General features: G+C 70.6%; 14 protein-coding genes. 8 read left to right on the top strand and 6 right to left on the bottom strand.

The window, feature by feature from the left end; genetic code table 11:
• Window positions 1-37 precede the first annotated feature (37 nt).
• Window positions 38-733: a TetR/AcrR family transcriptional regulator gene (locus GB932_RS13475; RefSeq protein ID WP_156761218.1), complete on the top strand. Its 696-nt coding sequence runs from the start codon at window positions 38-40 to the stop codon at window positions 731-733.
• Between the two features lie 57 nt (window positions 734-790).
• Here the strand turns inward: GB932_RS13475 and GB932_RS13470 are convergent, their stop codons facing one another.
• The 3 genes from GB932_RS13470 to GB932_RS13460 all read right to left on the bottom strand — a co-directional run bounded on the left by GB932_RS13470 (window position 791) and on the right by GB932_RS13460 (window position 4,125).
• Window positions 791-2,728: a bifunctional metallophosphatase/5'-nucleotidase gene (locus tag GB932_RS13470; protein ID WP_156761217.1), complete on the bottom strand. Its 1,938-nt coding sequence runs from the start codon at window positions 2,726-2,728 to the stop codon at window positions 791-793.
• 114 nt (window positions 2,729-2,842) lie between these two features.
• Complete coding sequence (cofE, locus tag GB932_RS13465; protein WP_156761216.1) at window positions 2,843-3,610, bottom strand: coenzyme F420-0:L-glutamate ligase; 768 nt, start codon at window positions 3,608-3,610, stop codon at window positions 2,843-2,845.
• Window positions 3,611-3,618: 8 nt separating this feature from the next.
• The gene (locus GB932_RS13460) at window positions 3,619-4,125 is read right to left on the bottom strand and encodes a GNAT family N-acetyltransferase (RefSeq protein ID WP_156761215.1); all 507 of its coding nucleotides are present in this window, start codon (window positions 4,123-4,125) and stop codon (window positions 3,619-3,621) included.
• 185 nt (window positions 4,126-4,310) lie between these two features.
• Between GB932_RS13460 and ddaH the strand changes: the two genes are divergently transcribed.
• The 3 genes from ddaH (at window position 4,311) to GB932_RS13445 (ending at window position 7,954) form a co-directional block, all read left to right on the top strand.
• Window positions 4,311-5,180 (top strand): dimethylargininase, encoded by an 870-nt coding sequence (gene ddaH / locus GB932_RS13455; RefSeq protein ID WP_156761214.1) that lies wholly within the window; start codon window positions 4,311-4,313, stop codon window positions 5,178-5,180.
• Entirely contained in the window at window positions 5,177-6,352 is a 1,176-nt protein-coding gene (gene rocD / locus GB932_RS13450; RefSeq protein ID WP_156761213.1) for an ornithine--oxo-acid transaminase, read from the top strand. Before ddaH ends, rocD begins: the two co-directional genes overlap by 4 nt.
• 171 nt (window positions 6,353-6,523) lie before the next feature.
• Window positions 6,524-7,954 (top strand): DUF1593 domain-containing protein, encoded by a 1,431-nt coding sequence (locus GB932_RS13445; RefSeq protein WP_156761212.1) that lies wholly within the window; start codon window positions 6,524-6,526, stop codon window positions 7,952-7,954.
• Window positions 7,955-7,966: 12 nt separating this feature from the next.
• On the opposite strand, the gene GB932_RS13440 is transcribed toward GB932_RS13445, so the two are convergent.
• Window positions 7,967-8,587, bottom strand: coding sequence for a TetR family transcriptional regulator (locus GB932_RS13440; RefSeq protein WP_156761211.1), 621 nt, complete (start codon window positions 8,585-8,587; stop codon window positions 7,967-7,969).
• Between the two features lie 170 nt (window positions 8,588-8,757).
• Here GB932_RS13440 and GB932_RS13435 point away from each other — a divergent pair, with 170 nt between their 5' ends.
• The 4 genes from GB932_RS13435 to GB932_RS13420 are packed head-to-tail and all read left to right on the top strand — an operon-like array spanning window position 8,758 to window position 13,949.
• Window positions 8,758-10,287, top strand: coding sequence for an ABC transporter substrate-binding protein (locus GB932_RS13435; protein ID WP_156761210.1), 1,530 nt, complete (start codon window positions 8,758-8,760; stop codon window positions 10,285-10,287).
• A gap of 52 nt (window positions 10,288-10,339) precedes the next feature.
• Window positions 10,340-11,281 (top strand): ABC transporter permease, encoded by a 942-nt coding sequence (locus GB932_RS13430; protein WP_156761209.1) that lies wholly within the window; start codon window positions 10,340-10,342, stop codon window positions 11,279-11,281.
• Window positions 11,278-13,119: a dipeptide/oligopeptide/nickel ABC transporter permease/ATP-binding protein gene (locus tag GB932_RS13425; protein WP_156761208.1), complete on the top strand. Its 1,842-nt coding sequence runs from the start codon at window positions 11,278-11,280 to the stop codon at window positions 13,117-13,119. The genes GB932_RS13430 and GB932_RS13425 overlap by 4 nt, the downstream gene beginning before the upstream one ends.
• The gene (locus GB932_RS13420; protein WP_156761207.1) at window positions 13,116-13,949 is read left to right on the top strand and encodes an ATP-binding cassette domain-containing protein; all 834 of its coding nucleotides are present in this window, start codon (window positions 13,116-13,118) and stop codon (window positions 13,947-13,949) included. The genes GB932_RS13425 and GB932_RS13420 overlap by 4 nt, the downstream gene beginning before the upstream one ends.
• Before the next feature lie 58 nt (window positions 13,950-14,007).
• Here GB932_RS13420 and GB932_RS13415 read toward each other — a convergent pair whose 3' ends face one another.
• Complete coding sequence (locus tag GB932_RS13415) at window positions 14,008-15,048, bottom strand: nucleoside hydrolase (RefSeq protein ID WP_156761206.1); 1,041 nt, start codon at window positions 15,046-15,048, stop codon at window positions 14,008-14,010.
• A complete protein-coding gene (locus tag GB932_RS13410; protein WP_197517486.1) occupies window positions 15,045-16,856 on the bottom strand; it encodes a D-apionate lactonase family protein in 1,812 nt (603 codons plus the stop codon). The genes GB932_RS13415 and GB932_RS13410 overlap by 4 nt, the downstream gene beginning before the upstream one ends.
• Window positions 16,857-16,876 lie beyond the last annotated feature (20 nt).

Below are 16,876 nucleotides of genomic sequence, written 5' to 3'. Positions count from 1 at the left end.
GTCCCCGTCAACGGATGAGCCGGAGAATCACGACACGATGCGGAATGCCGATGCCGTCGCACCGAGAGGGCGAGGATCCCTGTCCCGCTCCCGGGTGCTCGAGACCGCGGTCGCGCTCGCCGATCGCGGCGGGATCGAGGCGCTCACGATGCGCGCGCTCGCCGCGGAGCTCGGCGTCGAGGCCATGTCGCTGTACCACCACGTCGCGAACAAGAACGACCTCCTCGACGGGCTGGCCGACGAGGTCGCGGCGGAGATCGAGGCGGCCGTCGCGGAGCGCGCCGCCGGTACCCCGGACGAATGGAAGCACGCGCTGCGGCGACGGATCCTCACGGCGCGCGATGTGATGATGAGCCACCCGTGGGCTCCGGGGGTGCTCGAGAGCCGCACGCGGTTCAGCGCCGCGATCATCCGCTACTACGACGCCTCGATCGCGCTCATGCGTGTCGGCGGGCTGTCGTACGACCTCGTGCACCACGCCATGCATGCGCTCGGCAGCCGCATGCTGGGCTTCTCGCAGGAGCTCTTCGATCCGGGGGGATCCGCCGACGAGGATCCGTCGGAGGAGATGCTCGCGCAGATGGCGGCCGATGCGCCGCACATCGTCGAGATGGTCTCGAACGTCTCGCACGACGATCAGACGACCCTTGGCTGGTGCGACGACCAGGCCGAGTTCGAGTTCGGTCTCGACCTTCTCCTCGATGGACTCGAGCGCCTCGCGGCGCGACGCTGAGCAGACACGGCAGATGCCCCGCGCTCCGAGGAGCGCGGGGCATCCGCCGTTCGGTGCCTACGCCTTCTGGAGGCGCGAGCGGAGGACGAGGCCCGCGGCGATCATGAGGGTCGCGGCGAACGCGATGCCCCAGGGCAGCTCGCCGCCGGTCGCTGCGAGCTCGTCGTCGTCCTCGGACGGCGCGGGCTCGGCGGTCGGCTCCTCGGTGGGCTGCGGCTCGGGCTCTTCCGTGGGCTCCGGCTCGGCCGTGGGCTCGGGCTGGGGCTCCTCGGTGGGCTCCGGCGTGGGCTCGGGGGCCGGCTCCTCGTAGACGGCCGCGCGGCCGAGCGGGGCCGGATCCACGACGCCCTGCGTCGCGAAGAAGTCGACCGTCGCCTCGAGATCGATGAGGCCCGTGTCGCGGTACGGCGCGTTGTCGAAGGCCGTGAAGCCGTCGCCGCCCGCCGCGACGAACGAGTTCGTCGTGACCGTGTAGGTCTCGTCCGCGGCGAGCTCCTCGCCGTTCAGCGTCATCGACATGACGTGCTCACCCTCGGGGGCGTCGTCGACGTACTCATAGGCGAAGCCCTCCGAGATGCCGAGGTGGAGCTTCGGGCGGTCGTTGCCGGGCTGCCACTGCTCCTCGAGCATCTGCTTGATGTCGGCCCCCGTCAGCTCGCTCGTCGTGAGCGTGTTCGCGAAGGGCTGCACGGCCGCGGCCTCGGCGTACGTGACGACGCCGTCGCCCTCGCCCACATCGCTCGACGCGAAGAGGAGGTCGTCGCGCAGGCCGCCCGGGTTCATGACGGCGATGTCGGCCGGCTCCCCGCCGTAGTTGGCGTACTCCGTCGTCGACCAGAGGTAGACGTCGGCGACGAGGTTGCCCATCGTCGACTCGACACCGCGGTCGTCGCCCGGCGTCTCGCCGCCGCGCAGGATGTCGGCGCTGATCTCGCCGACGGGCTTGTTGCCCTCCTCGGCGGCGAACGCGACGGCGTCGTCGACGACGGCCTGGATGTCCTCGGCGATCGGGAAGGCGGGGGCGCCCTCCTCGTCGGCGAGCGGGACGAGGGATCCGCTGGTCGAGATCAGCTCGTTCGTCGCGGCATCGACCTGGATGTCGAGCTTCGCGAGCGTGGATCCGTAGTCGTTGCCCTGGAGGACAGGGCGGCCGTCGATCTCGCACGGGTAGCCCTGGTGGGTGTGGCCCGAGAAGATCGCGTCGACCGCGGGCGAGGCATCGCGCACGAGGGATCCGAACTCGGTCTGCTCGCTCGCGATCTGCTCGCACGTCGCGGCGTCGTCGCCCGACATCTCGGCGCCGGAGTGCGTGAGCAGGATCGTGACGTCGACCTGGTCGTCGATCTCGGCCGCGACGCGGTTGACGGCCTCGACCTGGTCTCCGAAGTCGAGCATCTCGATGCCGGCGGGCGAGACGAGGGTCTCGGTGTCGGCCGTGATCGTGCCGATGAAGCCGATCGTCACGCCGTCGACCTCGCGGATCGCGTACTCCTGCAGCGCCGGATCCGTCGTGCCCACGTGGTAGACGTTCGCGCCGAGCGCGAGGTCGTTGCCGTATCCGTCGTACTCGGTGTTGAACTGCTGGTAGAAGGGGATGACCCGATCGGTGAGGTCGGCGAAGCCCTTGTCGAACTCGTGGTTGCCGACCGTGCTCACGTCGAGGCCGCCGAGCGCGAGTGCCTGCATCGTCGGCTCGTCCTGCTGGATGAACGACGTGAACGTCGAGGCGCCGATGTTGTCACCCGCCGAGACGAACAGCGTGTTCGGGTTCTCGGCCTCGAACTGGCGCACGGCGCCGACGAGACCGGCCGCGCCCGCGAGGCCGCCGTAGGAATCCGCCTCGAGGCGGCCGTGGAAGTCATTGATGCCGAGGATCTGGATGTCGGTCGTCTCGTCGGCCGCGGCGGCGGTCGCCGCCTGCGGGACGAGCAGCATCGAGCCGGCGACGGCGAGAGCCGCGCCGGCGCCGAGGCCGCGCTTCATGGATGAACGCATGGGTGTCCTTCGCTGATGAGCAGGTCGCCGGGCCGGGATGGGCACGGCACGAGCACCTGTCTATCGGATCTCAGCGCATCGCGCGAGACACGCGCGTGAACGGAACGTGAACGCTCACGCGTCGCTGCGGCCGGCGGTGTAGCCATCGGCGAAGGCCTCGTCATAGCCCTTGCGGAACATGTCCGTCGGGCCGGTGCGGGGGATCGAGCGGGCTCCGGGGAGGTCGAGGGATCCCACGAGGTCGGCGCGCCCGCGCACGATCGCGATCGGGCGGCCCGTCGCCTTGCCCTTCACGAGCTCGGCGGCGCTGCACAGCTCGTCGGCCACGCACGGCAGCGTCACGGCGAGGGGGCGCCCCTGTGTGTCGGTGGAGCCGCGCAGGTCCTCGAACACGTGCACGCCGCCCGCGCCGATCGCCTGATCGACCTGGCCCGCGCGCCACGCGCGGCCGAGGGTGTCGCTCACGAGCACGCCGACGTCGACGCCGAAGCGGGCGCGCAGGGCGGCCGCGAGCGAGCACGCCGAGGCATCGGGATCCTCGGGGAGCAGCAGGATCGTGCCCTCGGGGGTGTTCGACGCGTCGACACCCGCCGCCGCCGACACGATGCCGAGGCGGTTCTCGACGATGCGGGTCGTGCCGCCCGTCTCGGGATTCGTCCGGCTCGCGACGAGGCGCACGGTCTCGGCGGTGATCGCCTCCTCGCGGTCATCGGCGACGACGAAGCGTCCTTCGGCCTTCGAGATGATCTTGCTCGTGACGACGACGATGTCGCCCGCGAGGATCTGCTCGTCCGACGCCGCGAGGGCGTCGCCGATCACGGCGGCGAGGTCGGCGCCCGCCGCGATCTCGCCGATCCCGTCCGGCGCCCAGGCCTGCAGCACGGCGCGGCTCAGCGTGAGAAGCGGACTTCGGTCAGCGTCTCGCCGAGGAACGGCTCGGTGCGCTTGGCACCGTCGAACGTGAACCCGCGCTTCGTGTAGAAGCTCTCGCCGCCGGGGTAGTTCTCGGCGATCCAGCCGTACAGCGGCTCATCATCGTCGACCACGGCGTCGAAGAGGCGACGGCCGATGCCCTTGCGGTGCCAGCTGTCGAGGAGGAACACGAAGTAGAGCTCGCGCGCCGCCGGTGCGTCCTCGTCGCGGGCCGGGCCGGATGCGGCGAAGCCGACGATCTCGCCGTCGACGAGCGCGGCGGCGTGGCGGTGCTCGTCGCCGCGGCCGGCGTAGTTGCTCCACAGATCGGCCAGCCGCTTGGGGGACACGGCCTCGAGCGCGGCGCTCGAGATCATCCCGTCGTATGTCTCGTGCCACACCTTCGCGTGCACGCGCCCCATGGCCTCGGCGTCGGCGTCGCGGATGGGGCGGATCAGAACCTCGAGCTGCGTTTCGGTGCTCATGGCGCGAGCTTATGCCGAGGGCGCGCGGGACGCGAATCCGCGGGGCGGGTGCGCGGCGCGGATCCAGGGCCGCCGCGGATCCGCGTGGCACAATTGCCTCGGCGTGCCCGTGCGAAGGCGTTCAGTTGCTCCGCCGGGCCAAGTAGGACTGCGTCCGCCACCCGTTTCACGACGAGGAGCGTCAGATGTCCCAGACCGCACCGGCCCCCGCAGAGGTCCCCGAGCGCACGCAGCAGCTGCGCCGCTATCTCATGTGCCGTCCCGAGCACTTCACGGTGTCGTATTCGATCAATCCGTGGATGGAGCCGGCGAACCCCACCGACACCTCGCTCGCGGTGCGTCAGTGGCAGACGCTGTACGACACCTATGTGTCGCTCGGCCACGAGATCGAGCTCATCGACCCCCAGCCGGGCCTGCCCGACATGGTCTACACGGCCAACGGCGGCTTCGTGATCGACGGCGTCGCGTACCCGCCGAGGTTCCGCTACGAGGAGCGCCAGGGCGAGGAGGGCTGGTTCACCCAGTGGTTCCGCGACAACGGCTACGAGGTGCGCGGACCGGAGTCGATGAACGAGGGCGAGGGCGACTTCCTCCTCGCGGGCGACGTGATCCTCGCGGGGCGCGGGTTCCGCTCCTCCGACGACAGCCACCGCGAGATCGCCGCGATCTTCGGTCGTGAGGTCATCTCGCTCACGCTCGTGGATCCCCGCTTCTACCACCTCGACACGGCCCTCAGCGTGCTGGATCCGGTCGTCGATCCGGGCGCGACGCCCACGATCGCGTACCTGCCCGGCGCATTCGACGAGGAGAGCCGACGGATCCTCGCGGAGCGCTTCCCCGACGCGATCCGCGTCGCCGACGCCGACGGCGCCGTCTTCGGCCTCAATTCGGCGAGCGACGGGAAGAACGTGTTCATCTCACCGCGCGCGACCGGCTTCGAGCGCCAGCTCGCCGAGCGCGGCTACACGCCCGTCACGGTCGACCTGTCCGAGCTGCTGCTCGGCGGCGGCGGCATCAAGTGCTGCACGCTCGAGCTGCGGGGAGGTGCACGATGAGCGAGCCGCACGTCGCGCGCAACTACGCCCCGCTCGATGTCACGATCGCCGAAGCCTCCGGCGCCTGGGCGACCGACACCGACGGGCGCCGCTACCTCGACATGCTCGCGGGCTACTCGGCGCTCAACTTCGGGCACCGCAATCCGACGCTCGTGAAGGCGGCGACGGAGCAGCTGCAGCGCGCGACCCTCACGAGTCGCGCCTTCCGCAGCGACCAGCTCGAGCCGTTCGCCGCCGCGCTGGCGGCGCTGTGCGGCAAGGACCTCGTGCTCCCGATGAACACGGGCGCTGAGGCGGTCGAGACGGGCATCAAGGTCGCCCGCGCGTGGGGATACCGCGTCAAGGGGATCCCCGCGGACCGCGCGAAGATCATCGTCGCCGAGGGCAACTTCCACGGCCGCACGACGACGATCGTCGGCTTCAGCGACGACGAGGACGCGCGCGCCGACTTCGGCCCGTTCGCGCCGGGATTCGTCTCCGTCCCGTTCGGCGACGCCGACGCGATCGCCGCCGCGATCGACGACGAGACCGCCGCGGTGCTCATCGAGCCGATCCAGGGAGAGGCCGGCGTCATCATCCCGTCCGACGGCTACCTGCGCCGCGTGCGCGAGATCACGCGCGAGCGGAACGTGCTGTTCATCGCCGACGAGATCCAGTCGGGCCTCGGGCGCACGGGCACGACGTTCGCGTGTGAGCGCGAGGGCGTCGAGCCCGACGTGTTCCTCCTCGGGAAGGCGCTCGGGGGCGGCATCGTGCCCGTCTCGGCCGTCGTCGCGAACGAGGACGTGCTCGGCGTGATCGAGCCCGGCCAGCACGGATCCACCTTCGGCGGCAACCCCCTCGCCGCGGCGGTCGGCCACGCCGTCGTCGACATGCTGCAGACGGGCGAGTGGCAGGAGCGTGCGCGTCAGCTCGGTGAGCACCTCGCGGCGAAGCTGGATGCGCTCGTCGGGCACGGCGTGACGGGCGTGCGCACGGTCGGGCTCTGGGCGGGCGTCGACATCGATCCCGCGCTCGGCACGGGCCGCGAGATCACGGAGCGCCTCCGCGCGCGCGGGGTGCTGGTCAAGGACACGCACGGGCAGACGATCCGCCTCGCCCCGCCGCTGACGATCCGCGGCACCGAGATCGACTGGGCGATCGAGCAGCTCGAGGTCGTGCTGGGGAAGTAGCGCCTGTCCCCTGCACAACGACGCCAGTTCTGCGGCACTAGGAGCGACACACCGACCAATCGCCCCGATCATCGCAGAAGTGGCGTCGTTGTGCACGAGGGCGCTGGCCTATTCGGGTCGGGCACGCCTCGAACCTTGCAATTGGTCAACCGGTTAGAGGATCATGGAGTGATGCCCGACTTCGACCCTCGCGCGACGCCGCGCGTCATCGTCACGACCGATCCCGAGCTCGACGACCTCAACTCGATGCTGCGGCTGCTGCTGTACAGCAACGAGATCGACATCGCCGCGCTCGTGTACTCCGCGAGCAGGTTCCACTACTCGGGTGATCCGGCCGCGGGTGTCGCGCCGTATCGCTGGCCCGCGCCGGGCGATCGGATGCACATCGACGTGGCGGTCGATGCCTATGCGAAGGCCTACGAGAATCTCGTGCGGCACGATGCGCGCTATCCGCACCCGGACGAGCTCCGGAGGCTCGTGAAGGTCGGAAACGTGAAGAACGTCGGCGACACGGGCGAGGCGACGCCGGGATCCGACCTCGTGCGCGACGTGCTGCTCGGCGATGCGCCGGGGAAGGTCTTCGCGCAGGCATGGGGCGGCACGAACACGATCGCGCGCGCGCTCATGTCGATCGAGGACGAGTTCCGCGGCACGCCGCGATGGGACGAGGTGCACGCGCTCATCACACGCCGCACCGTGATCACGGCGTTCGCCGAGCAGGACGACACCTTCCGCGAGTACATCCGCCCGCGCTGGCCCGAGCTCGAGTTCCGCGACGTCGCCACGGTGGCGTGGGGCTACTTCGCGTTCGCCGTCGTGTCGGAGGAAGACCAGCGGTACCTCACCGCCGAGTGGATGCGCGAGAACGTCACGGGCGTCGGCCCGATGGGCGCCGAGTATCGCGTGTGGGGAGACGGCAGGCAGATGGCGGCCGGCTTCGACGAGGCCGACTACTTCGGCATCCCTGACGCCGCGGCGGACCAGCTGGCGGCCGACGGATACGACGTGTGGTGCCCTCCGCAGCCCGCGGGATCCTGGATCTCCGAGGGCGACACCTCGACATTCGCGATGCACGTCGACAACGGCCTGCGCAACTGGGAGCACCCGTCCTTCGGCGGCTGGGGTGGGCGTCAGGAGCCCGACCCCGACGACCCGCACCGTTGGCGCAGCGTCAACCCCCTGGTGCTCGAATCGGGGAGGCCTCCCAAGGACTCGGGCGAGGCGGGGCAGTGGTTCGGCGACTTCCAGCGCGACCTCGCCGCGCGCCTGCGGTGGAGCGTGACGCCCGAGTTCGCGGGCGCGAATCACGCGCCCCGCGTCGCGGCCGCGGGGCCGCTCGACCGCACGGTCGCGGCGGGCGACGCCGTGGAGCTCGCCTTCGAGGCGACGGATCCGGACGGCGACGAGGTGCGGATCCGCGGATACGCCGACGCGGGGGCGAGCACGATCGCCGCGGAGGTCGAGCGGACGTCGGCGGGCTGCATCGCACGGATCCCCGCGGACGCGAAACCCGGCGACGTCGCGCACATCATCGTCGCGGCGACCGACGGGGGCGAGCCGATGCTGACGGGCTACACGCGCTTCGTCCTCACGGTGGCCTGAGTCAGGTGCGGATCAGGCCTCGAGGTCGATGTCGACGAGGGCCTCAAGGAACCGGCGCAGGTGCTCGGCCATGTCGATGCGGTCGGGGTGCAGCAGCCACTGCACCTGCAGGCCGTCCATCTGCGCGACCGTCGCGATGGCGGCCGATCGCGGGTCGACGCCCTCGCGCAGCAGGCCCTCCTCCGCGAGGTCGCGGAACGCGGATCCGATCGCCTCGCGCACGAACTCGTAGCGCTCGAGGAAGTACGAGTGCGCCGGGTGATCGGGTGATGTCGCCTCGGCTGACATCGTGGTGTACAGCTTCACGATGCCCGGGTTCGCCTGGTTGTGGGCGGCGAGGACGAGCAGGCCCCGCACGACGTCCGCCCCGGATCCGTCGCCGATCGGGGCGAGTTCCAGCGAGCGCTCGTCGCGCAGGCGCATCACGCCCTCGAGGAGGGCCGCCTTCGACCGGAAGTGGTGCAGGACTCCGGCCTCGCTCATGTCTGCGCGAGCCGCGATGTCGCGGATCGACCCCGCGCGGAACCCGGACTCCGCGAACACATCGGTCGCGGCGTCGAGGATCGTCTCCTGGACGGCCGCCGTCTTCGCATACGGTCCGCGCGTCCGCGTCTCTCCAGTGTCGGTGCTCATCGTCGCTCCCTTGAAAGCGCTCCCTCGCGCTCGTAGGTCACCATCAGATCACGAAAGCCGAGCAATCGCTAGTTATTCGACGTAAAAACCTAGCGATCGCTCGGCATTCCTGTTAGCGTCCCGACAGACGACGTCCCAACGAGGGGGCGCCGAAGTCCGGAGGACCGAAGATGATCCGTTGGAAGACCGCAGCAGCGACACTCATCGCTTCCGCCCTCGTGCTCACCGCCTGCTCGGGTGGCCAGGACGAGCAGGGCGGATCCGCCGGTGGGGGCGACTCGTCCCTCACGATCGGCGCCATCACGCCGCCGGTCACGCTCGACTCGGCCGGCGCCGAATGGGGCAATCGGGCGCCGTACTACCAGGCCGTGTACGACACGCTCCTCTACGCCGATGTGAACGGCGAGATCCAGCCATGGCTCGCGACGGAGTGGGCATATGACGACGACATGACCGAGCTCACATTGACGCTCCGCGACGACGTGACGTTCAGCGACGGCAGCGCGCTCACTGCCGATGTCGTCGCCCTGAACCTGGAGCGCTTCCGGGACGGCACAGCACCCGGCGCGGGGGACCTCGCCGGGATGGAGTCGGCCGAGGCCCCGGACGACACCACCGTCGTCATCACCCTCGAGGCGCGCGATCCCGCCTTCCTCGACTACCTCACCCGCGACGCCGGTCTCATCGCCTCGAGCGAGGCCATCGCGAACGGCGATCTCGAGACCGAGCCGGTCGGCTCCGGGCCGTACCTGTATGACGCCGGCGCGTCCGTGACGGGGACGAGCTACGCCTACACGGCCAACCCCGACTACTGGAATCCCGACGCCCAGCACTACGAGGAGCTGACGATCCGAGTGTTCGAGGATCCGACCGCCGCACTGAACGCGATCAAGGCGAACGAGGCCGACGCCGTGCGCCTGTCGACCAACGACAACCTCGAGCAGGTCGAGGCAGCCGGCTGGACCGTCAACTCGAACGAGCTCGACTTCCAGGGCCTGCTCCTGCTCGACCGCGCCGGCACCGACAGCGAGGCGCTCGGCGACGTGCGCGTGCGCCAGGCGATCAACTACGCGATCGATCGAGAGGCGATGCTCGAGGCCGTGCAGAAGGGGCACGGCACCGTGACGACGCAGGTGTTCCCCCCGACGAGCGACGCCTACGACGAGGCGCTTGACGACGCATATCCGTATGACGTCGAGAGGGCGCAGGAGCTGATGGACGAGGCCGGGTACTCCGACGGGTTCACGATCTCGATGCCGCAGTCGGCACTGCTCGGCACGTCGACATACGCCCTGATCGATCAGCAGCTCGCAGAGATCGGGATCACGATCGACTACACGGATCCCGGCAACAACTTCATCGCCGACCTCCTGGCGCCGAAGTTCCCGGCGTCGTACATGGCGCTCGAACAGAACCCGGATTGGCAGCTCGTGGAGTTCATGCTCTCGCCCGGTGCGACCTTCAACCCGTATGGCTACGAGGACGAGACCGCGAGCGAGATGATGAGCCGAATCCAGCTCGGTGACGAGGCCGAGCAGGCCGCCGCCGCGGCAGAGCTGAACGCGTACATCGTCGAGCAGGCCTGGTTCGCGCCGTTCTATCGTGTCGAGGGCATCATGGCCTCGGCGCCCGGTACGTCGGTAGAGATGCTCCCGACGAACGCCTACCCGTCGATCTTCGACATCCAGCCGGCCGAGTGACCCTGCGACCGGGCCGCCGCGCGGCGGCCCGGTCGCCCACACAGGAGCGAAGATGCTCGCATTCATCCTCAAACGCCTCGTCTCGGGCGTCGTCATGCTCGCCGTGATCTCGGTTGTGGCGTTCACCCTGCTGTTCCTCGGAGGCGGCGACATCGCGCGCCGGATCCTGGGGCAGAACGCGGACGCGGAGACGGTCGCCGCGAAGGCCGTCGAGCTCGGTCTCGACCGGCCGCTCATCGCACAGCTCGGCGACTGGTTCGCCCGCGCCCTCACGGGCGACCTCGGTCGATCGTGGTTCAGCAGCCAGTTCGTGACGGTCAGCATGGAGACCCGCCTTCCCGTCACGCTCTCGATCGTCATCGGGTCGACCGTGATCGCCGCGATCCTCGCGATCCTGCTCGGCGTCGTCGCCGCCCGCCGCGGCGGCTGGATCGACGGAGCTGTGCAGTTCCTCGCCGTCGTGGGCTTCGCGATCCCCGGATTCCTCATCGCCCTCGTGCTCGTGCTCGTCTTCGCGATCGAGCTGGGGTGGTTCCGCGCGACCGGATACGTGGCGATCGGCGACTCGGTCTCGGGCTGGCTGGCGTCCGTGACGCTTCCGGTGATCGCCCTCGCCGTCGGGGCGATCGCGACGATCGCCCAACAGGTCCGAGGATCCGTGCTCGACGGCCTGAACCGCGACTACGTGCGCACCCTTCGGAGCCGTGGTCTGCCTGGAAGCCGTGTCGTCTACAAACATGTGCTGCGCAACGCGGCGGCTCCCGCCCTCGCCGTGCTCGCCGTTCAGTTCATCGGCATGCTCGGCGGCGCGGTCATCGTCGAGCAGGTGTTCGCCCTGCCTGGCATCGGGCAGCTCGCCGTCCAGGCGACGAATCAGGGCGACATCCCCGTCGTGATGGCGATCGTCGTCGTCACGGCCATCATCGTCGTCATCGTCAACCTCGCGATCGACCTCGCGCAGGCGGCGCTCAACCCGAAGGTGCGACTGTCGTGACCACCCGAGCTCATCCCACCCTCTTCCGGCGGATCCTGCGCAGGCCCCTTGCCGTCGTCGCACTCGCGTTCCTCGCGGTCGCCGCGTTCGTCGCCGTGCTCGGCCCGATGCTCGCGCCCATGGATCCGAACTTCGCCGACATCCGAGCCATCCTGCAGCCTCCCGGCGCCGAGCATGTCCTCGGCACCGACTCGGCGGGCCGCGACGTGCTCTCGCGCCTCCTCGCGGCGACGCAGATCTCGATCGCCAGCGCCCTCGTCGCCGTCGCGACAGCTCTCGTGCTCGGCGTGAGCTCCGGTCTCGTCGCCGGCTACTACCAGGGCTGGTTCGATGCCGCCGCGTCATGGGTGACGTCGCTCGTCATGGCGCTTCCCGGCATCGTCGTCCTGCTCGCCGCCCGGTCCGTGCTCGGACCGAGCGTGTGGGTCGCGATGCTCGTCTTCGGTGTGCTCATGAGCCCGGCGTTCTACCGGCTCGTCTACGCGAGCGTCGTGTCGGTCCGGGGCGAGCTCTACGTCGACGCGGCACGCGTGTCGGGGCTCGGCGACGGACGCATCATCGGCCGACACGTGTTCGGCGTCGTGCGGGCGCCGGTTCTCATCCAGTGCGCGATCGTCGCGGGCATCTCCATCGCGATCCAGTCCGGGCTCGAATTCCTCGGGCTCGGAGACACGGCCGTGCCGACATGGGGATCCATGCTGAACGACGCGTTCACGAAGATCTATGAGCAGCCGATCCTGATGCTGTGGCCGTCGGCGGCGATCGCCCTGACGACGATCGCCCTCACCCTCTTCGCGAACGCGATGCGCGACGAGCTGGAGCGCACCGCTCCCGTGCGCCGTCGTCGCCGCCGCGCCGTGGCGACCGCGACCGGATCCGTCGCCGCCGTGACGACGTCGTTCTCGATGACGGGGCGCGACGCGCCCGTCGACCTCGACGAGCTGCCGGTCGACGACGCCGCCCCGACCGTCGTGCACGACGACGACGCGCACGCGGCGCGGCGCACGCAGGACGTGCTCCTGCGTGTCGACGGGCTCCGCGTCGCCTACGACCAGCCCGACGGCTCGTCGGTCGAGGTCGTGCACGGCGTCTCGTTCGAGGTGCGCCGCGGCGAGGTGCACGGCCTCATCGGCGAGTCCGGATCAGGGAAGACGCAGACGGCGTTCTCGGTCCTCGGGCTCCTGCCGCGCGGCGGGCACGTCGTGGGCGGCTCGGTCGTCTTCGACGGCACCGAGCTCGCCGACGCGGGCGAACGCGCCTTCCAAGGCATCCGCGGCCAGCGCATCGCGTACATCCCGCAGGAGCCGATGTCGAACCTCGACCCGTCGTTCACCATCGGATCCCAGCTCGTCGAGCCACTGCGCGTCGGTCTCGGGATGAGCGCGAAGGACGCGCGCGACAAGGCCCTGGCGCTGCTCGACCGCGTCGGGATCCCAGAGCCGAAGCGCACCTTCGACGCCTACCCGTTCGAGGTGTCCGGCGGCATGGCGCAACGCGTGCTCATCGCGGGCGCCGTGTCGACGGATCCGGACCTCATCATCGCGGACGAGCCCACGACGGCCCTCGACGTGACGGTGCAGGCCGAGGTGCTCGACCTGCTGCGCGGCCTGCAGGCCGAGCGGCACATGGCGATGCTGCTCGTGACGCACAACTTCGGCGTCGTCGCCGATATGTGCGACCGCGTCTCGGTCATGCAGGACGGCCGCTTCGTCGAGCAGGGCCCCGTGCGCACGATCTTCCACGACGCGCAGCACCCATACACGACGTCTCTGCTCGCCGCGATCCTCGACGAGGGACCGGCGCGCGGACCGCTTCAGCAGGCAGGAGGTGCGCGATGAGCGCCCCGCTTCTCGAGGTGACCGACCTCGTCGTCGAATACCCCGGCAAGGGGTTCCGCGCCAAGCCGTTCCGCGCGCTGAAGGGGGTGTCGCTCACGATCGAGCCCGGCGAGTGCGTCGGTCTCGTCGGCGAGTCGGGCTCGGGCAAGACGACCCTCGGCCGCGCCCTGCTCGGGCTCGCGCCCGTCACGGAGGGCACGATCAGGTACGACGGTCGCGACATCTCGCACCTGTCGCGCGCCGAGCGGCGCGCGCTCGCGAGCGAGATCCAGGTCGTGTTCCAGGATCCGTACTCGTCGCTGAACCCGTCGATGACGGTCGAGCAGATCCTCGCGGAGCCGCTCACGGTGCAGGGCGTGCCCGTCGCCGAGGCGCGGAAGAGGGTGCGGGACCTGCTCGACCAGGTCGGCCTGCCTTCCGACGCCGCCCAGCGACTGCCGCGCGAGTTCTCGGGCGGGCAGCGGCAGCGCATCGCGATCGCGCGCGCCCTCGCCCTGGAACCGAAGCTCATCGTCTGTGACGAGCCCGTCTCGGCGCTCGACCTGTCGACGCAGGCGCGCGTGCTGGATCTGTTCATCGAGATCCAGGAGCGCACGGGCGTCGCCTACCTGTTCGTGACGCACGACCTCGCGGTCGTGCGTCACATCGGTCACCGCGTCGCCGTGATGTACCGCGGCGAGATCGCCGAGGACGGCGACGGGGACCAGGTGACGTCGGCTCCGACCCACCCGTACACGCAGCGCCTGTTCATGGCGGCCCCCGTGCCGGACCCGGATCGCCAGGAGGAGCGCCGCGTCGCCCGTCGGGCCCTGCTCGATGCGGAGGGGTGAGGATCCGAGGGGCGAAGACCACGCAGCGGGGCGCTGGGGAGGCACCCCGCTGTGCGTCTCAGTGGGGCGCGGTCGCCCAGCGGTCGAACTCCGCGAGCTTGAGGAAGAAGTCCTCGAACATGAGTCGGGTGTCGACCCACGTGCAGACGCGCATCTCGCGCGCGCCCGGGACGGGGACGTAGGATCCGTCGTCGGCGATCGCGGGGGTGGGGCGCACGACGTGGGAGCTCGACGATGGATCCGGCTCGAAGATCGACTGCAGACACGACAGGAGGACGAGCGGTGAGTCGCCCAGCGCATACGTCTCGGCGGGGCCGCTCAGGAATTCGGCGACCGCGCGCATGATCTGTGCGATCTCGCCGTGCATCCAGCGACCGAGCGGCCCCGTCGCGGCCATCCGGATCCGCAGCTCGGCGTCCGAGACGAGGCACTGGCGATAGACATCGCGCGGAACCTGCCAGATCGGGATCCCGCTGTCGCCGAACACGACCTGCGCCGCCGTGAGGTCGATGAGCATGTTGTACTCGATCGGCATCGCGCCCGGCGGCGGCGAGGCGAGATCCGGGTGCTCGCCGCCGCCGATCCAGATGAGCGTCATCCGCTCGGCGATGCGCGGCTCGACGAGCAGCGCTGAGGCGAGGTCGGTGAGCCCGCCGCCCGCGAGGTAGAACAGCGGCGCGTCATCGTCGCGCATCGCCTCGGCGATGATCGCGTCGACGGCGGGCGAGGGGCGCGGCCTCGTGCGGTCCGGCAGCCGCTCCTCGCTCCCGCGCTGGATGATCTCGGTCGAGGTGAGCCCCATCCGTGCGAACACGTCGCGCAGGATCCGCTCGGCGTTCCGCGCCGACTGACCGGACGGATCGAAGTGATCGCCGGGCGAGAGGTGGGAGGCGACGACGAGCCGCGTGTCGACGCTCGGCGAGAGCAGCTGATGCACGAGCTGCGGCAGGTCGTCGGGATCGCCCGAGAAGTCGTTGTCGACGATCGCGCGGGCGCGGTGGCCGGGGATCGGCGGGACCGCCTGCCATGGCGCCTCGCCGAGGCGCCAGGAGCGGGCCGTGTACTGGGGCGGGGTCGCGGCGTCGGGGATCGTCGTCATCGTGTCTCTCCGTTCGTCGGGATGTGTGTCGTCGCGATCCGGCGCCACGATCGGGCGGGGAGCGCGACGCGAGCGGGTCCTCGGGAGCCATCGATCTCGACGGTGCGGTCTCGGCCATCGAGATTCGCGACGAGGAGCTCGCTGTCGGCGGCGATCGCCCACACCTGTCCGTCGGTCGAGTGGGCGGTCGACACGGGACCCGCGAGGGCCGCGAGGGCACGCACCGCCTCGGCGACGGGGAGGTCCGCGCCGTCCGCCGTGTGGATCCCGCGCGGGCCCCACTCCTCGAAGAACGAGATCGACGCGACGCCGGGGACGGCGAGGGCGGCGGCGCTCGCGATCGTCCAGGCTGCGAGCTCGGGGGCGGCCTGGCGCGGGTCGTCGGCGTCGAGCAGCTCGGGGCCGTACCCCTCGGACAGGTCGGATCCGCAGGGGCGCGGAGGTGCCGTCGTCGCGACGTTGTTGACGTGGGGGCGCAGCGTGACGGGTCCGATGTGCACGGGCGAGCCATCCGCGATCCGCACCGCCTGCTCGGCGACGAGCCGCTGCATCGCGACGGCCTCTTCGAGCTGGCGCGTCTCGCGGGTATGGAACAGGGGCGTCGTGCTGAAGGCGAGGCAGTCGACGGCGGGGATCCGGTGCAGCTCGCGGTTCAGCTCGGTGAAGTGGGCGCGGGTGCCGCCGATCACGGGGATCTCGAGGCCGGACTCCGCGAGGGCCTCTCGCAGGATCGCCACCGCCTCGGCGTCCGAGACGTGCTGCGCCTCGTGACCGGCGGGCCGGAACGCGGCGATCCGGACGACGCGGTGCGGTGCGAGAGCGGCGACGGCCGCGGCGACGGCCGCGCGCGCACCCTTCTCGGGCAGAACAAGCCGCGCGTCGAGCGGTCCGCTGGCGGCGGCGCGCTCGAGGGCCGCCGGCCAGCCGCCCCACCCCAGGTCGAGCTCGACGAGCAGCGGTGGTGTGGGCCCATCTGGGCGCGAAGCCAGGCCCTCGTGGCGGGGAACGTCGGGTGCAGTCGACGCCCCGACCGAGATCGTGGGCGCGGGTGCCGGCTCCGACAGACTGAGGAGGTCATCGCGCCGAGCATCGGGCGCCGCGGTGCCGGCTTCCGTCGCGACCGTCACCGTGACCGACTGTCGCACGGTCTCGCCCGCGGCGATCTCGTACGGGAAGGGGAGGGAGAGCGGGCGGCTGTAGGTCTTGAAGGAGGCGTCGGTCCAGTTGCGCTGGTCCTCCATCTCGAACGTGTCGCCCGCGAATTCCACGCGGACACCGCCCCAGCTCAGTCCGGCGATGTCGACGGCGGGCTGGTGCGGCGCGATGTCGGCGGGGAAGGCGGTGCGCTCGGCGGATCCATCGGAGTGGCGGACCTCGAGGGGCGCACCCGCGAGCGCGGGCGGGTGCAGCACGACGAGACCCGTGCGGTTGGTGAGGAACGCGCGCGCCGTCGTCGCCTCGAGCGCGACCGTGAGAACGGGCCCGTGCGCGCGGATCGTCAGCGTCGCGCGGAGATCGGCACCGAAGGAGGTCGAGGAGAGGGAGACGCATGCTTCGCTGAGCGCCTGAGATCGCTCCGGGATGCTGACGGATTCGCCGGATCCCTCAGTATCTGAGCGCGAAGTCAGAACCTCGACGCCGTCCACCACCCACTCGGCGGTCGCCCAGTCGCGATCGCGGACGACGGCGCGCACGGAGCGGAGCACCTCGCCCCCGCGGTACGTGATCCCCGCGATGTCGTCGTCGAGCAGCTCGAACGCCCAACCTCCGAGCGAGATCGGCCGCACGACCTCCCGGATCCACGTCATCGTTCCCCGCCTGTCCCCAT

This window comes from Microbacterium karelineae, from assembly GCF_009745985.1.
GTDB classification, from domain to species: Bacteria; Actinomycetota; Actinomycetes; order Actinomycetales; family Microbacteriaceae; genus Microbacterium; species Microbacterium karelineae.
This window is presented reverse-complemented; position numbering and strand designations above follow the sequence as displayed.

Excerpts from the sequence above, each read along its gene's own strand:
- GB932_RS13475 (WP_156761218.1), top strand. The coding sequence starts at position 38 with ATGCGGAATGCCGATGCCGTCGCACCGAGAGGGCGAGGATCCCTGTCC.
- GB932_RS13470 (WP_156761217.1), bottom strand. The coding sequence starts at position 2,728 with ATGCGTTCATCCATGAAGCGCGGCCTCGGCGCCGGCGCGGCTCTCGCC.
- GB932_RS13460 (WP_156761215.1), bottom strand. The coding sequence starts at position 4,125 with ATGAGCACCGAAACGCAGCTCGAGGTTCTGATCCGCCCCATCCGCGAC.
- ddaH (WP_156761214.1), top strand. The coding sequence starts at position 4,311 with ATGTCCCAGACCGCACCGGCCCCCGCAGAGGTCCCCGAGCGCACGCAG.
- rocD (WP_156761213.1), top strand. The coding sequence starts at position 5,177 with ATGAGCGAGCCGCACGTCGCGCGCAACTACGCCCCGCTCGATGTCACG.
- GB932_RS13445 (WP_156761212.1), top strand. The coding sequence starts at position 6,524 with ATGCCCGACTTCGACCCTCGCGCGACGCCGCGCGTCATCGTCACGACC.
- GB932_RS13440 (WP_156761211.1), bottom strand. The coding sequence starts at position 8,587 with ATGAGCACCGACACTGGAGAGACGCGGACGCGCGGACCGTATGCGAAG.
- GB932_RS13435 (WP_156761210.1), top strand. The coding sequence starts at position 8,758 with ATGATCCGTTGGAAGACCGCAGCAGCGACACTCATCGCTTCCGCCCTC.
- GB932_RS13430 (WP_156761209.1), top strand. The coding sequence starts at position 10,340 with ATGCTCGCATTCATCCTCAAACGCCTCGTCTCGGGCGTCGTCATGCTC.
- GB932_RS13420 (WP_156761207.1), top strand. The coding sequence starts at position 13,116 with ATGAGCGCCCCGCTTCTCGAGGTGACCGACCTCGTCGTCGAATACCCC.
- GB932_RS13415 (WP_156761206.1), bottom strand. The coding sequence starts at position 15,048 with ATGACGACGATCCCCGACGCCGCGACCCCGCCCCAGTACACGGCCCGC.
- GB932_RS13410 (WP_197517486.1), bottom strand. The coding sequence starts at position 16,856 with ATGACGTGGATCCGGGAGGTCGTGCGGCCGATCTCGCTCGGAGGTTGG.